Annotated in this window: 6 protein-coding genes; 2 read left to right on the top strand and 4 right to left on the bottom strand. The window is 37.3% G+C overall.

The window, feature by feature from the left end; genetic code table 11:
- The first annotated feature begins 328 nt into the window (after positions 1–328).
- Positions 329–1030, top strand: a complete 702-nt coding sequence (locus Q0Q99_RS02345) for a hypothetical protein (RefSeq protein WP_293890852.1) — start codon at positions 329–331, stop codon at positions 1028–1030.
- Here Q0Q99_RS02345 and Q0Q99_RS02340 read toward each other — a convergent pair.
- The 4 genes from Q0Q99_RS02340 to Q0Q99_RS02325 all read right to left on the bottom strand — a co-directional run bounded on the left by Q0Q99_RS02340 (position 1027) and on the right by Q0Q99_RS02325 (position 6282).
- The gene (locus Q0Q99_RS02340; protein ID WP_293890849.1) at positions 1027–1410 is read right to left on the bottom strand and encodes a helix-turn-helix domain-containing protein; all 384 of its coding nucleotides are present in this window, start codon (positions 1408–1410) and stop codon (positions 1027–1029) included. The two genes, Q0Q99_RS02345 and Q0Q99_RS02340, sit on opposite strands and share 4 nt — an antisense overlap.
- Before the next feature lie 260 nt (positions 1411–1670).
- Positions 1671–3095, bottom strand: coding sequence for a tRNA uridine-5-carboxymethylaminomethyl(34) synthesis GTPase MnmE (gene mnmE, locus Q0Q99_RS02335; RefSeq protein ID WP_293890846.1), 1425 nt, complete (start codon positions 3093–3095; stop codon positions 1671–1673).
- Positions 3096–3143: 48 nt separating this feature from the next.
- Positions 3144–5366: a redoxin family protein gene (locus tag Q0Q99_RS02330; protein WP_293890843.1), complete on the bottom strand. Its 2223-nt coding sequence runs from the start codon at positions 5364–5366 to the stop codon at positions 3144–3146.
- Entirely contained in the window at positions 5356–6282 is a 927-nt protein-coding gene (locus Q0Q99_RS02325) for an ATP-binding cassette domain-containing protein (RefSeq protein ID WP_293890840.1), read from the bottom strand. Before Q0Q99_RS02325 ends, Q0Q99_RS02330 begins: the two co-directional genes overlap by 11 nt.
- A gap of 486 nt (positions 6283–6768) precedes the next feature.
- On the opposite strand from Q0Q99_RS02325, the gene Q0Q99_RS02320 reads away from it, so the two are divergent.
- Positions 6769–18436: YDG domain-containing protein (locus tag Q0Q99_RS02320; RefSeq protein ID WP_293890837.1), on the top strand; the 11668-nt coding region annotated here is incomplete at its 3' end.

Genomic DNA, 18436 nt, shown 5'->3' with positions numbered 1-18436 from the left:
ATACTTTATACCAAAATATATTTTTCTAATGTACAACATAGTAATTCATTCAAAGAGCTTAGATAATCATTCATAGAACCAAGAGTAATTCTAAAAGAAAGGCGCAACAACGTTAGTTGTTTGCTATTTATCTATTATTATAGAATGATTATCTAAGCTCTTTGAATGAATTATTATATATACAAATCCAAATTTAGTGATATAGAAAATTAAAATTGGTGGTATTGAAGTTTAAAATTGGTGTTATTGAAAATTAAAATTAGTGATGTTAAAGTACAAAATTGGTTATGTTGTTATAAATTTGCTCAATAAGTATTAAAAATAGTTTATGAAAGAACAAAAAAAGTTAAATAAAGGATTTAACATAAAAGTTCCGTTTGAAATATTATCCAATAAAGAGTTGTCTGAAAACGAAAAATTAATTTTGTCGTTAGATTATACTTTTAATTCGAAAAAAAAATTTAATGTAATGACTCATATAGATGTTGGAGAGTTATTCTCATTACACCCCAATATTGTGGGGCTTTGCAGAAAAAGTTTAATTGCAAAAGGATATTTAATTAAAGATAATAAGGATAAACGAATATATTATTTAACAGATAAATTAAAAAAATTTGAAATCCCAAAAATTGATGAAGAAGCAGTTATTAGCTTATGCATTATTCCCTTTGAAATCTATAACCATACTAATTTAACAACAGGTTCTAAATTACTATGGGGAGAATACAATACAATGAGTAATTCCCAAAAGGGATATTTTAAAAAAAGAACAACTACTTCAGAAAAAATGAATATAAGTATTGGGAGTATTACCAATTGGACAAAACAATTATTTACATACGGATTTTTGGAAGAATACGAAGTAAAATCGGAATACTACGGAAAACAAAAATTTGTACGAACTATTAAATTTAAAAGAGAAAAGCCTGTTGATGAATTAGACAATGTTTTTGATAATGATGTTATTAGCAATTCCAAAAAATCAAAGAGTGTTGATGATTACAAATCTGATATATTGGGACCAATCTAAATTGTTAGCTTTAAAATACTTTCTAAATCTACCTTTTTAACTATATGCTTTTTACCAATTCGTAAACTTGGGATTAGTCCATTTTTTAAATATTTTCTAATAGTGGAATCAGAAATATTCAGTAAGATGCAGACTTCCGCAATATTTAGATAAGGTTTTTGGTTTAACAATTCAACACTGAATTCTGCTTTTGAAGATTTTTTAATAGTCTTTTCGATTTTTACTTCTTTATTAACTGCACTAATTCTTTCCTCTTTTAATTTTCGTTTATAATCCTTTGAATTACAATTGTGGGAACAATATTTTGTGCTAAAAGTTTTTGCAACAAAAGTTTGTTTACAAAACTGACAAACTCTCTGAATCCTAATGTTACTGCTCATTTTTAATTACTTTTTTTGTTACTACTAATAATCTCTCCCTGTATTTGGCTGTATTTAGCAGTATTTACCATTAAATAGCAGTTAAAAACTCATAAGAGTAACCTAAAATTCACAAAAAAGAGTCCGATGAAGCAACGGAGTAACAAAATTAACAACAAAAATATAGTAAATAAGGGTAAACAAAAGTAAGCATTGAACTGTTTCAATCCCTTTGTTTATGGCGCTTGGAATGTAGAAGTATGGATGTTTGAAATACGCAGTTACTTTCCGATACAGAAGTTAGCAAAAATATTTCCTAAAAGTTCATCATTCGTGACTTCGCCGGTAATTTCACCAAAATAATACAATGCTTGTTTGATGTCAATTGCCATTAAATCAGAAGGCAAATTCGATTGCAGGCCAAAGGTCACTTTTTGGATTTCTTCCAACGCTTTTAAAAGCGAATCATAATGGCGTGTATTAGTCACAATGGTTTCATTATTGCGTAACGCTCCGGTATTTACAAACGACATTAATTGATTCTTCAGGTCTTCGATACCTTCTTTATTTTTGGCGGAAATGGTTATCAGTTGTCGGTTATCGGGTGTTTGTTCTCTGTTTTCGGTTTTCAGTTGTTTTATAATCGAATTTAATTCGTCCTTTGACAGAGTATCAATTTTATTTAAAACGATAATTAGTGGTTTTTGTGGAAACTGATTTTTGATTTTTTCGATTTCAATTTTTAATTGCTCTAAACCGACAACTGACAACCGATAACTGTCAACCAAAAAAATGACAACCTGAGCCTGCTCTATTTTTTCAAATGTTTTTTTGATACCAATGCTTTCAACGACATCCTTTGTTTCCCTAATTCCTGCCGTATCAATAAATCGGAATCCGATACCATCAATAACCAATTCGTCTTCAATCGTATCACGCGTAGTTCCCGCAATTTCAGAAACAATGGCGCGTTCTTCATTTAATAAAGCATTCAAAAGTGTTGATTTCCCCACATTAGGTTCGCCCACAATCGCTACGGGAATTCCATTTTTAATAACATTGCCAACAGCAAATGAATCGATTAATCGTTTTAAGACAAATTCAATTCTTGTCAGTAACTCATTAAACTGTGTTCTGTCTGCAAACTCCACATCTTCTTCCGCAAAGTCGAGCTCGAGTTCGATAAGTGAGGCGAAATTCAGCAGTTCTTCCCTTAATTTTGCTATTTCGTTAGAGAAGCCGCCACGCATCTGCTGCATCGCAATCTGATGACTCGCTTCATTGTCAGAGGAAATCAAATCGGCAACCGCTTCAGCTTGAGATAAGTCTAGTTTTCCGTTTAAAAAAGCCCTTAAAGTAAATTCACCTGCTTGTGCCATTCGGCATCCTTTTCGCAATAGCAATTGAATAATTTGCTGCTGAATATAGGTCGAGCCGTGACAGGAAATTTCAATGACATCTTCGCCGGTATAGGAATGTGGATTTTTGAATATGGAAACCAATACCTGGTCAAAGACTTTCCCCTCATCTACAATATGTCCAAGATGAATGGTGTGTGTTTTTTGTTTAGATAAAGATTTCCCTGAAACCGATTGGAAAACTTGTTCCGCGATAGTCAATGCTTCCTTACCCGAAAGTCGGATAACAGCAATGGCACCGGCACCAGAAGGCGACGCTAAGGCAACAATAGTTTCTTGCGAAATCATTTTTTCAGCATTTGTTGGCAAAGATACTAAATCTATAAAAGGATGCAGCTATTCTTCATCGGGTAACTGCATGGCTTTTCGCAAGATCATTTCAAACGCCGGGTCGCTTGGACTTGGCATTTTAGCATTTACAAAATTCCCGTTGGGATCAATCAGAATAAATCTTGGTATGGAAACCACATCGTAATCTTTGCTAAATTTTGTTAAATCAAAAGCATGCAACTGCAATACAGATTTTGATTTGGTTTTGGCTGCGATATACCATTTTTGAATGTTCTCATCAGTGCTAACTGCAGCAAACTGAACTTTTTGTTTTTTGTATTTGATAGCAAATTTTTCAAAATAAGGAGATTCTTGTTTGCAGGGACCACACCAAGTGGCCCAAACATCAAGCACTATAAATTTACCTTTTAAAGTAGACAAAGTTGTTGGTTTCCCTGCGATGGTAACTGCCTCCATAGCAGGAGCTGGATTGCCTTTGCCTAAACTTTCAGCCAATTTATTAACGTAAGTTATTTTTCGTTGGTAATTTGGGTTACTGAACTCGGTAATGTATTTGGCAACAAAGTCGTTTCTTTCTTTAGCGGTAGAAGCTTCTTCAATACTTTTACTTATTTGCCAATACAGCATCTTGTCTTTAAACGAACCGCTTTTCATTTGGGATATGGCTAAAATGGATTTGGCATCATCATCAATATCGTTATGATTTTTGGCGATTAATTCGTTGGTCAGAAAAGCAAAATATTCCTTGCTACTTAACAAACTTTCATCAGTAAGCGATAAGTTTTTTTGAATTTCAGCAATTTGAGTTCCGCCTTTGGTTTTTTGATTCGGATACAAAGCTGCTCGTTTTTTTACTAAGTCATTCCACATATTTAGGTATTTGGTGGTAATCAATTTACGATTGCGCTCTGTAAAATCATTTTTAGGAATATAATTGTCCACCGTTTTAAACTTGACGGAAGCTTCCATAGCTTCTTTCCATTCTTTGTATAAGGCATTGATTATTATATCAGGTTTTTCCAGATTTTTATTTTCTTCTAAGTAGAAGGATACCGTGCTCCATTCTTCGTTGGATACAGTATTTATTTGATTCTCTGCCAAGCGAGTACCTTTTATTTTGAATTTAGATTTTTGGTTAAAGATTTGGCCGTCTAAATAAATGCTGTCATGTTCACCAAAAAAGAAATTCCCCACATATTTTCCATCAATTACAAAAGTGTAGTTATCAGGAATTACTTTTTTGTCAAAAGAAAAATGAAATTCATTGTCTTTGATAGGGATTATGGCTATAGTGTCCTGAACGGTATTGTCTTTAATATAAAGTGTTTTGAACTTATCCTTACTATCTATCTTTCCGCAAAAAACAGTTTTACCATAATCTGGCATTTGATTTGGACGCAATAACCAGTAGGTCAATCCTCCGAAAACAACCAGTACGACCAATAAACTTATGAGCTTTGAGGTGGTATTGAAAGTCAGCTTCAGGGTTTTATTTCGGTACCAATTGAAACCAATGTACAATAAAATGATGCTTAATGTAATGCCAACATATTCGGTAAAGGTAAACCAATGTCCCACATCACTGCCATCAGGATTTGCTGCAATTTTGGACAAGATTTTATAAGGGTACCAAACTGGCGTCAAATTAAAAGGTTCAAGGAAAACGGTTAGCAATAAACCGAAAAAGCCAATCACAATAGACCAAATAAAACTCGGAATCAAAACAGAAATGATATATTGAAGCGTGGTTATCAATATGGATGCTAAGAACAATCTGAGTATCAGATGAAAAATAAAGCCCAAAGGCAGTGTCATAATGGCCGTTTTAGGAATGGAAATGATAAAAGATAATATCCAGGCTAAAAACAAGGACACCACTATGAAAGAAACAATCGAAATCAAATTGGCAATAAGAACGGTGCAGAATTTGGAGAAATAGATAGAGAATTTATTTGATGGTTGGGTTTCCATCAATTGCCAGCCTCCGTTTTTATGATCTAATTGTGTAATGCGACTTACGATTATGATAATCAACAACGGAAAGAAGAAATAAGCAAACGGATTGACCGTTTGATTGATAAAGGTTTGAAAATAGTTGGCTGGAATTTCTGTTTTAATTTCATCGGTACTCGTCACTATTAAAACAATAAAAAACAAGATTGGTGAAATGGTTCCCAATATGGCACTGGTCCAATAAAAACCGGTGCCTCTTTTTTTGATATTTTCGGCTTTTAGTGAGGTGATAAAATTGGTGATATTATTTTTCATCGGTACGATTTTCATTAGTTATTGTCATGAACCATTCTTCAAGGCCGTCAAGGATTTTCACCTCATAGACAGCAGCGTTTTTGGCAATCAGTTTTTTGATAAAATCAGGAATGCTGTCTTTGTTGCCAATGTCTAAAGTGAGTTGGTTTTGTGCCACCAAATTGACATTCTCATAGTGGTTTTCCAATTCGTGTTGCCATTTAGAAGCGTCATCCAAAGTAACCTGAATTTTACAAAGCCCGGCAGCTTTTGACAATTCCTGCATGGTACCTTCAAAGCGCAATTTTCCTTTGCTGATGATACCCACATGCGTACACATTTTTTCAATTTCGCTAAGCAAATGGCTGGAGACAAAAATCGTCACTCCTTTTTCCTGGTTGAGTTTGATCAGCAGCTTTCGAATATCAATAATTCCGTTAGGATCCAAGCCATTAACGGGTTCATCAAGTAATAACAATTCGGGATCACTCAATAGCGCCATGGCTATAGCAAGACGTTGTTTCATTCCCAGTGAATATTGTTTGGCTGTTCGCTTGCCGTCACGAGACAAATCAACTAACTCCAGTGTTTCATGTATTTTTTCTTCGGGAATGTTGCGGAGTTTGGCAATGTATTTCAAATTGTCGACACCACTTAAATGCAAATACAGAGCAGGCGATTCTACTAAGGAACCAATTCTATTAAAAACTAACGGGAGTTGCTCTTGCAACGGATTTCCAAAGAGTTTTATTGCGTCGCCTTGTTCAGTGATAATTCCGGTAAGTAAACGCATTGTGGTGGATTTCCCCGCGCCATTTGGACCTAAAAAGCCATAAATAGAACCTTTGGGAACATGGATGGAAATGTTGTTTAATACTTTTTTATTCTTGGAATATTGAAAATTCAGTCCTTCTGTTTGGATTATATACTCAGCCATAACATTTGTTTAATTTTGCTAAAGTAAGTAAAATAATATATTAATACCTGTTGGGTGCAATTAATAAATTGTGTAAAAAAATTAATTTTTCAAGCTAAAATTAAACTCAATTAGAACATAAATGTCAATCTGAGCTAGCTTGTGCTGACTAACGCTCTACCATGCATTATCTATGCTTTATCTATGGAGTTGACTCGTCCTAAAATAACTATACAGGTTAATAAATAAATCCTGCTATAGCTATACAAATATAATTCTTAAACCTAAACTTACTATGCAACTGCTTTTTCATAGATTTGTGATAGTTTTTCTTATTTTGTAAGTAATTACCTTAATATTATTTTTTTATAAAGCCAACTATAACGTTTAAGTGTTGATAAATCCGACTAAATGTTTATTAACGATTGTATAACAATTAGTTAATATCTTTTTCTTGTAAAAAAGATTTTTATTTTTATTTTTACCTCCTAATTAATCGTATAATTTATGAAAAAATTTTTACTTACCAGAAAATCATTTTCGCTTTTGTTTTGCAGTTTAAATTTGTTAGTTTCTTTTATCTCGGGTAAAAACCTTGGACAAAAGAAGGTATCAAACAAAAAAAGGGATTTAGTTTCTTTTTTTGCTAAACCTGAAAACACCTATTTTAAAAAACCGGCTTTGGCATTTTTTGTCATAGCTTTTTTGTTTTTAATAGGAGGGCAGCAGCGTAGTTTTGGGCAGACATCTGTTCAAAATTTTGGAACAGGCACGGGGTCTAATACCAGTCAAACGGGCTCAACCGCTTTGCTTCCTAATCCAACATCAGGGACAACCTATGCAAGGGCTGGAGCAACAGCTCCAAATGCGCCGGTAAATCTTGCTAACACTTCTAATCCGTTAGGAACAACTGGTTCCTTTGTTAGAGCAGTAGCTTCTTCAACAGCATCTGTTACTAAAGTTTCACCTATTGTTAGTTATACAACTGGTTTAGAGTTCTATACTTCAATGAAAGTATTGTTTGGGGATGTTTCTGCAGGTACTACTGCAACAAGTGGTGTTTGGACTTTTTATCAAGGTGCAGGTGTTAATTATTCTGATAATAGTGATGCAGGGACCACACAAGTGTTTACAGGATTAAGATTTACATATGGTGCTTCAGGTGCATTAAGCTTAACTTACAATAATAACGGAACCTATAATTCTACAAGTTTAACTACTTCGGCTTTTACACAGGGTACGGTTTATACAATTGAAATTGTGGGTAATAATAAAACTAGTGGAACAATTAGTTATACCTATAATGGGGGAGCACAAACAGTGGCTGTTCAAAAATTTGATTTGTATATTAATGGAACTTTAGTTGGAAATGATTTAACTAAAGGAACTTTGGCAGCAAATACCTCAATCAATGCAACAACTTTAACAGGAGTTAGCAGTACATCTAATGTTGCAAATATATTTTTAGATGATGTGACTGTGTATAATGCGGTGCCGGCTACGATAGGAACCGCACCAACTACACCATCTTTAGCTATTACTGGTACCACAGGTCATGGATCGGTTTGTCCTAGTACATCAGCTACTCCTATTACTTATACAATAACCAATTCGGGTACTGCCGCATCAGGTGTTACCGTTACTTCAAGCGATGCTCAGTTTGTGGTTAGTGGTTTATCTTCCACTAGTATTGCGGGTTCAGGAGGTACAGCAACTTATGTTGTTACTTTTACGCCTACCAGTGCTGGTGCAAAAACAGCTACCATAACCGTTGCCAGTACAACCTCAGGCAGTAATTCTCCAACGAGTTCTTTAACTGGTACAGGTACTACAGCGGTAACACAAACAGTAACATCTACGGCGGCAACTTTAGTGGCAGGAACTACAGCATCCATTAATGGAAACGTAACTGCTTTGGGTGTTTGTCCTTCAACTACTGAAAAAGGGTTTGTTTATTCTCTTACGAGTGCAAATAGCGATCCGTTAGTAGCAGGAACAGGGGTTACCAAAACTGCAGTTTCTGGTTTATCAACAGGAGCCTTTACACTTGCCTTAACAGGATTAACTCAGGGCACCGGTTATAGTTTTAAATCTTATGTTTATAATGGTACTACTTATACTTATGGTGCGGTAACTACTTTTACAACTACTACACCACCGGCAAATGATTTGTGCGCCAATGCTACTACTCTTACTGTTAATGCAGTAACTAGTGCAGGAACTATGGTGCTTTCTACAAATACAGCAAACTCCTTAACTTATTCTTCGACATCCAATGATGTTTGGTATAAGTTTACTCCGCTTAACACGGGTAGCCATGTCATTACACTTACGTTTACGGCAGCAACCAATAGAGATATTGATTTTGATGTATTTACTAGTGCAAGCTGTCCAACTACTGGTGTGGCAAACTTTACAGCACATGGAACAGGTACAACAGAAACGGTATCCAATACATTTACATTTGGTACTACTTATTATATTCGAGCCATTGATTTTGGTTCGGCTAACGGAGATGCATTTACTATAGGTATTACAGGTCCGGCTGCGGCATCTATCACAGGCACTGCTACAGCGGCAGCATTTACAACAACTTATGGAACGGCTTCGGCTTCGCAATCATTTTCGGTTTCCGGCTCTGGTCTGACAGCAAATCTTGTGGCAACAGCGCCAACCGGTTTTGAGGTTTCTTCGGACGGAATCACTTATGGTGCAACAGCTACTTTCACACAAACCACTGGAAGTGCAAGTGGTACATTAAGCATTCGTTTGAAAGCTACTGCAGCCGTAACAGGTTCTTATAATTCATTAAATATAGTTTTAAGTTCTACCGGGGCCACTTCAGTAAATATTACGACAGCGGCTTCAGGTAATACAGTTACAGCGAAAGCGTTAACCATTACAGCTGATAACAGAACTAAAGCATACAATACTTCATTAGTCTTAGGAACTTTAGCATTTAGTACAAATGGTTTGGCAAACAGTGAAACAGTAGGTGCTGTTACATTAAGCGCCAGTGGAGCTGCTTCGACAGCTACAACACCTGTAGGTACTTATCCTATAACTGCAACTGCTGCTACCGGAGGTACTTTTACAGCAAGTAATTATACTATTAGTTATGTTGATGGTGTATTAACTATAACACAAGCAAGCCAGACTATAACTGCATTAACCACACCTGTTACAAAAACATACGGAGGTGCTACATACAGTATAGCTACTACAGCTTCTTCAGGACTTGTGGTAACCTATTCAAGTTCAAATTCTACTGTTGCATCTGTTGCATCGGAAGGAACAGTAACTATACACCTACCAGGTACGGCTACCTTATCAGCCGCACAAGGAGGGGATACAAATTATACTGCAGCTACCAATGTTACACAAGCTCTTACAGTAAATCCTAAAAATTTAACGATTACCGGACTTACGGCAAATAATAAAGTATATGATGGTAATACTGATGCTACAGTAATCGGCACAGCTTCTTTAGTAGGAGTTGTTTCAGGAGATGAAGCGAATGTTTCATTATTAGGTACGTCTACAGCTACTTTTGTTAGTTCAGCTGTTGGGACAGGTATCCAAGTAAATGTAATTGGCTATTCCTTAAATGGAACAGCTTCTTCATACTATACTTTGACTCAACCAACATTAGCTGCGGATATTATTGCTACAACGCCAACTATTTTTACCAGTGGTACTTTGTCAGCAGTTAATACAACTTATGGAACTGCCAGTTCAGCAACTACTTTTAATGTAAGTGCTCAGTCACTTACTGAAGGAGTGCTAATCACACCTCCTGCCGGATTTGAAGTGTCATCAGATAATAGTACTTTTGCTACTGCAGTAACGGTTGGAACAACCGGAAACTTAGCAAGTACACCAATTTATGTTCGTTTAGCGGCAGCAACTGCTGTTGGAACCTATTCAGGGAATGTGACTTTGGCAAGTTCTGGTGCTACAAGTTTAACCGTTGCTACTGTTAGTAGTGCCGTTTCGCAAAAACCATTAACAATCACGGGACTTACCGGTGTTGGTAAGACATACGATGGTTCCGCTGTGGCTTCAGTTACAGGAACAGCTTCTTTAGTGGGAGTTGTAGGTTCAGATAATGTTTCCTTATCAGGAACACCTTCTTTTGCTTTTGCTAATGCTGATGCAGGTGTAAATAAACCAATAACTGTTTTAGGATATACTTTAAACGGTACGGCTGCCGGTAATTATTCGGTTTCACAACCAACAGGTTTAATCGCAACAATCGGCAAAGCAGCTTCAACTATTTCAGTTACAGGTTCTTCTTCATTTACCTATAACGCAGCAGCTCAAGGACCAAATACCTCAAGTGTTACTGGTTCTACAGGAGCAATAAGTTATAGCTATAACGGTGTTTCACCAACGGTTTATGGACCTAGTGCTACCAGACCAACTAATGCAGGAAGTTATACTGCAGCGTCTACTGTGGCCGCAGATACGAACTATGAAACAGCCACTTCGGCTAATTTTAGTTTTACTATTGCAAAAGCAAACCAAACGATTACTCTAGCTTCAACAGATTCCAGAACTACAGCTACAACAACATATACATTAACACTTAATTCAAGTGCTGGTTTAGCAATAACTTATACTAGTTCAAATAGTGGCGTTGTTACTATCAGTGGTAATACCGTAACTATTGTTGGTGCTGGTACAACAACGATTACCGCTACACAAGCGGGTGATGGGAATTTTAATGCAGCTACAACAGCTACACAAACGTTGACAGTTATACAAGCACCTATTGTTTTAGCAGGTTGGGATTTATTTGGTGTATTAAGTGGAACTACACTTACTACTTATACAGCTACAACTTTCAATGCAGGTTTAGTGTCAACTAGCGGTGCCAATAATATTACCCGCGGAGCAACAGCTGCTTATAGTGGAGCTAATAATTCTTTTAGAACTGCAGGATTCCAAAACAATGGAATTGCCACTACAAATACAGATTATTTCCAAACTACTTTAACGGCTACTACTAGTAAATCTATTAGTTTGTCTGCAATTAATGCTAATTTTTCCGGTACTGCAACTTATACAGTTTCTCCAGGAGTTAGCTCTCAATTTGCTTATAGTACTGATGGAACAACATTTACTTTAATTGGTTCACCAACTGTTACAATAGGAACGCCAGCTTCCTTATCAATTGATGTTTCCGGCATTTCTGCATTGCAAAATGTAGCTGCAGGAACAACAATTACATTACGTTATTATGCATCAGGACAAACTACTACAGGTGGATGGGGATTCACATCAACAGCATCAGGAACAAATGGTTTGGCAATCAGTGGTTTTGTTAATCAATTAGCAACGCCAACAATAACATTGGCAAATGCAACAAAAACATATGGAGATGTAGGTTTCACAATGATTGCTTCTTCTGATAGTAGTGGTGCTATTACTTATACTAGCGGGACTACAACTGTTGCTACTATTGACAATAGTGGAAATGTAACCATTAAAGGTTTTGGTTCTACTGTAATTACGGCTAACCAAACTGCAACTTCAACATTTACTTCGGGAAGCATAACAGCTACGCTAACGGTAAATAAGGCTACAGGTTTAACCATTACGGCTAACGGTGTTTCTAAAACGTATGGTGCTACTTTAAGCAATGGTTCTTCTACTGCTTTTGGTGTTTCCGGTTTACAATATACCGATAGTTTAGGTACTAGTCCAACCGTTACTGTGACTTACGGAACAGGTGGTGCAGCTACTGATTCGGCTACCTTAAGTACAGTTTCTCCTGCGGTTTATTCAGGTACTGCGGTTCCTTCTTCCTTAACAGCAGGTTCAGGGGCTACTTATAACTCAAACAATTATAATGCACCTTCTTATATAAGTGGTGATATTACAGTAAACAAAGCGAATCAGTCGATTACATTTGCTGGAACCGATTCAAAAGTTTACGGTGCAGCAGATTATGCTCCCGGAGCTACATCAGCAACATCGGGTACAAATGCCTTAACTTATTCTACCAACGGAACTACAGTAGCTACTATTGTTTCAGGAAACATCCATATCGTTGGAGTAGGTATAGCAGTTGTAACCGCGGCTCAGGCTGGCGATGCTAATTATAATGCAGCTACTTCAGCCACTCAGACATTAACAGTTTCGGCAAAAGGATTAACTATCTCCGGACTATCGGCAAGCAGTAAAAACTATGATGGTAATACGGATGCTACAGTAACCGGAATCCCTTCCTTAGTTGGAGTTGTCGGTAGTGATGATGTTTCTTTATTGGGAACAGCAGTAGGTACTTTTGCTTCTTCGGCAGTAGGAACGGGTATAGCTGTAACTGTAACAGGATATTCCCTTAATGGTACATCCGCTGGGAATTATACTTTAACACAACCAACCCTAAGTGCAGATATTATTGCCAATACGCCAACACTATTTACCAGTGGAACTTTAGCAGCAGTAAACACTACTTATGGCTCGGCAAGTACTACACCAACTTCTTTCAATGTAAGTGCTCAATCTTTAACTGATGTCATTACAGTTGCAGCTCCTTCAGGATTTGAGGTTTCTTTATCAAGTGGAAGTGGTTATGCTACAAGTATTACTTTAGGAGGTGCCGGTAATGTATCAAGTACTCCTATATATGTTCGTTTAGCCGCTACTACAGGAGCCGGAACGTATTCAGGGAATATTACTTTAAACAGTACTGGTGCTACCGAAGTTACTATAGCTACCGCAAGTAGTATAGTTGCTCCAAAAGGATTAACAATTTCCGGTCTTACCGGAGTGGATAAAACGTATGATACAACTACAACGGCTACAGTAAGCGGAACGGCTACTTTAAACGGTATTGTAGGTACTGATGATGTTACTGTAAATAGTAGTACAGTTACTTATAATTTTGCTACTGCTACAACTGGAACTAATAAACCAATTACGGCTTTAGGTTTCTCATTAAATGGTACAGCAGCTGGTAATTATACCGTGGCACAGCCAACTGGTATTACAGCTAATATTACTAAAGCAGCTTCTTCAATCTCAGTTACGGGTTCTTCTTCATTTATTTATAACGGAACGGCTCAAGGACCAAATACCTCAAGTGTTACTGGTTCTACAGGAGCAATAAGTTATAGCTATAATGGTGTTTCACCAACGGTTTATGGACCTAGCACTACCAGACCAACAAATGCTGGAAGTTATAAAGTAAATGCTACTGTAGTCAGCGATGCAAACTATGCATCAGCTAGCTCAGCAGATTTTAACTTTACAATAGGTAAAGCAGAGCAAACCATTACAGGATTAGCAACAACGGATAGTAAAACAACAGGTATTGCACCGTATAATTTAACTGCCACTGCTCCTGGAGGAACAATTGTTTATACTAGTTCAAATACTGCTGTGGCTACTATTAGTGGTTCTACTGTAACTATTGTTGGTGTAGGACAAACTACAATTACAGCTGATCAAGCAGGTAATTCAAATTATAATGCAGCACAAGTGCAACAAATATTAACGGTAACACTACCTGCTTGCGCATCTGTTGCAGGTACTACTTCATATAACTTTGGCGCTTCAACACCATTTACTGCATCACCAACGTCTACTCAATCAAACGTTACTGCCAGTGCGGTAACACAAGGGAATAGTAATGGCGCATCCACGCTCTTGTCGGCTACTTCTCCATCCACGGGATATACAGGTGCTTCCGGTACAGGTAATGCTGGAATTGCTGCGGTTAATGGAGCATTTTCTCTTACTGCCTCTGCTTATTTCGCTTTTACCGTAACACCGGCATCCGGATATAATTTTACTTTGACCGGAATTAGTTTTGGTTCAAGAAGTACTAGTTCAGCTCCGCAAGCTTACGCTGTAAGAAGTAGTTTAGATAATTATGCTACTGATATTGCTACAGGTACTTTGGTAAATAATTCGGTTTATGCTTTAAAAACTAATACGGTATCAGTTACAGGAAATGGAAATGCTAATCCTGTTACATTCCGTATTTATGGATATGGTGGAACCACAACGGCTGGTTTAAATACTGTTAACTGGAGAATTGATGATTTAGCGTTATCAATATCAACTTCAAATGCTCCTTCTGCTTCGACAGTTGGGGGTAATCAAAGTGTTTGTGGCTTAACAAGTAATGCATTGGGCGGAAATACTCCAGGAGTAGGAACAGGTACTTGGTCGCAAGTATCAGGTCCTGGAACGTCTACTTATAGTGCAGTAAATAGCGGTACTTCTACAGTAACAGCCACTGTAGTCGGAACTTATGTTTACCGTTGGTCAATCACTAATGGTTGTGCTACGACTAATACTGCAGATGTAACTGTGGTTTATAATGCTGCAACATCAAATACCACTACTGCAACAGCATGTGATACTTATACTTGGTCTGTCAACGGACAAGCGTATACAACAACTGGAATACGTTCGGTAGTAACAGGATGTCATACAGAAGTATTGGATTTAACAATTAATTCAAGCACTACAAACACAACTACCATTTCGGCTTGTGACACCTATACCTGGTCAGTTAATGGAACTACTTATACAGAAAGTGGAACTCATACTGTAACCGGTACTAACGCAGCAGGATGTACAGATACTAAAACTCTAGTGTTAACAATTACACCAAGCTCAATTCATACTACTACACATACAGCTTGTGACAGTTATACTTGGAATAGTGTTACCTATACAGAATCAGGAATATATACAGGTCCTACAGCTAATTGTGTAACTGAAAAATTAGACTTGACTATTACGCCAAGTTCTACAACAGAATACACACAATCAGCTTGTGATTCATATACATGGTCATTAAACGGACAAACATATTCAGCTAGTGGTAATTATAACTTTGTAACCGGATGCCATACAGATATATTGCATTTAACAATTACACCAAGTTCAATACATACCACTACAGTTTCGGTTTGTGATACTTATACCTGGTCAGTTAATGGTGCTACTTATACAACATCAGGATTATACACAGGAACTACAACAAATTGTGTAACTGAAAAATTAAACCTGACTATTACGCCAAGTACTACAACAGAATACACACAATCAGCTTGTGATACATATACATGGTCAATAAACGGGCAAACTTATACTACAAGTGGTGATTATTCCCTTGTAAGTGGATGTCATACTGATGTATTGCATTTAACTGTTACACCTAGTTCAACACATACAGTCGAAGTAACGGCTTGTGATAGTTATACTTGGTCAGTTACAGGTCTAACTTATACTGATTCTGATGAGTATTCAGCAACTAATGGATGTGTTACAGAAACGCTATTATTGACTATCAACAACAGTACTTCAAGTTCACAATCAGTAACAGCTTGTGATACTTATACATGGTCAGTAAACGGGACTACTTATACAACAAGTGGAACGTATACGGTAACAGGTACCAATGCTGCAGGTTGTACGGATACTAAAACTTTGAACTTAACAATCAATAACAGTACTTCAAGTTCACAATCAGCTACGGCTTGTGATACATATACCTGGTCAGTAACCGGACAAACGTATACAACAAGTGGAATGTATACGGCAACAGGTACCAATGCTGCAGGTTGTACGGATACTAAAACGTTGAACTTAACAATCAACAACAGTACTTCAAGTTCACAATCAGCCATCGCTTGTGATAGTTACACCTGGTCAGTAAACGGGACTACTTATACAGCAAGTGGAACGTATACGGCAACAAGCACTAATGCTGCAGGTTGTACAGATACAAAAACTTTGGTATTAACTATCAACAACAGTACTTCAAGTTCACAATCAGCCACCGCTTGTAATAGTTATACCTGGTCAGTAACCGGACAAACGTATACAACAAGTGGAACGTATACGGCAACAGGTACCAATGCTGCAGGTTGTACGGATACTAAAACGTTGAACTTAACAATCAACAACAGTACTTCAAGCTCGGAATCAGTTACGGCTTGTGATAGTTATACCTGGTCAGTAAACGGCACTACTTATACAACAAGTGGAACATACACTCACGGAAGTACCAATGCCTCAGGTTGTAGTCATACCCAAACATTAGTATTGACTATCAACAACAGTACATCAAGCTCACAATCAGTTACCGCTTGTGATACTTATACATGGTCAGTAAACGCAACTACTTATACAACAAGTGGTACTTATACTTCAACAAGTACCAATGCTGCTGGTTGTCCAGATACCAAAACCTTGGTATTGACAATTAACCCAATAGTTAACAACACTACAACAGCCACGGCGTGTGATAGTTATACCTGGAGTGCAAATGGTCAGACCTACACAGCTTCCGGTAATTTTTCAGTAACTACAGGATGTAACACAGAGTATTTGGTGTTAACAATTAACAACAGTAGCTCACATACTACCACAGTGTCAGCTTGTGGCAGTTATACGTGGTCGGCACCATTAGGAAATGGAAATACCTATGCAACAAGTCAAACTGGTATTACCAATACTTCTACTAACGCTTCGGGTTGTACACACACAGAGACCTTGAATTTGACCATTGTTAATGAGTCAATAACTTCGCAACCATTGCCGCCATTTATTTGTAATACAGTAGGTTCAACTACCAGTGTAAGTGTTTCTACCAATGCAGCTGTTAGTGGTTATCAATGGCAAATGAGAGTAGTTACTACAGCTGCTCTAAACCCTGTTTGGGGTAATGTGGTTAATAATACGATCTATTCAGGAGTAGACACTGCCACTTTGGGAATTACCAGAGGAGCCAGTGCATTTGTTGCAGGTACTCAGTATAGAGTTTTAGTAACAGGAGCATGCGGAGTTTTAACTTCAAACGCAGTAGCACTTACCGTTATCTTAAGCGTAAAAGCAGGTACAATTACCTCTCCAACTTCAGTATGTTTAGGAGGTAGTATTACCTTTACTTTAAGTGGCTATGCAGGAACGTCACTTCAGTGGCAATCAGCTTTAAACAGTACATCAACATTTACTAATATTGCCGGAGCTACAAGTGATGTATTGACTCTTACGGGAGCTACAGCAGGGATGAATAAATCTTACCGCGCCGTAGTTACCAGTAATTGTGGAACGACTACTACCGCTACTACTGCTATAAAAACTATTACAGTTAGTCCAACAACAGTTGCAGGAAGTATTACAGGAGGAGGAACAGTTTGTTCTTCAGGTTCGGGTACTGTAAAACTTGTAGGTAATGTTGGTACTTTACAATGGGAGTATTCATTTGATGGTGTTACTTATGTAAATGCTCCAAAAGCAGCATCAGTTCCACTTGATAATCCATTTAGTACGACTTCAACCAGTACTACAGGAGCAAGTTATGTAGTTACCAATATTACTCAGAATGTATATTTCAGAGCACGAGTAATGAGTGGCGCATGTTCAGCCCTTTATGCAAGTCCGGTTCAATTTACTATTGGCACATCCGCCTTTGTTGGTACAGCATCCGCTGCAGCTACGGGGCCAATATGTACAGCAACAGGTACTACACTAAGTTTGGCAGGTACTACTGTAGGGGTTATTACATGGCAAAAGAAAACCCCTATAGCTACTACATGGACAAACATAGCCAATTCAAATGTTCCAAGTATTTCTACAGGTAACCTGACAGTAACAACAATGTATAGAGCTTCGGTAACTATTGGATCATGTTCAACAGTTACAAGCAATGAGGTAACCGTTTCAATTGTTGCTGCTCCATTATCAAAAACAGTTACAAGCAATGCAACTACACCATCAGGAGCGAGTTCAGTTTTGGCATTATGCAGAAGCTTTAATGTTGCTAAAACACTGACTATAGGAGCTGGTTATAACGGTGCTATCCAATGGCAACGATCTACTACTACTAGCACCACAGGTTTTGCCAATATTTTAGGAGCAACTTCACAAAGCTATACGATAAATGAAGCTTCAGTAGGAGTAAACTACTACAGAGCAGTATTTACCAATAGTTGTGGAGCTGTGGCAAATGGTATAGCAGTAACGCTATGGTATAAAGATTGTTCAGCTAAAGCAGCAACTTCAGATGCAGGAATTACGGCTTCATTTAATGTAGTTGCGTATCCGAATCCATACAGTGAAACCTTCAATTTGAGTTTAACAACTGCAAGTGAGGCGAAAGTAGGTATCGTGGTTTATGATATGACCGGAAGACTTATTGAAAGAA

Origin of the sequence: Flavobacterium sp. (genome assembly GCF_025352425.1) — a bacterium.
Lineage (GTDB): Bacteria > Bacteroidota > Bacteroidia > Flavobacteriales > Flavobacteriaceae > Flavobacterium.
Note: the sequence above shows the minus strand (reverse complement) of the source record. Positions and strands in the feature narration are given on the sequence as shown.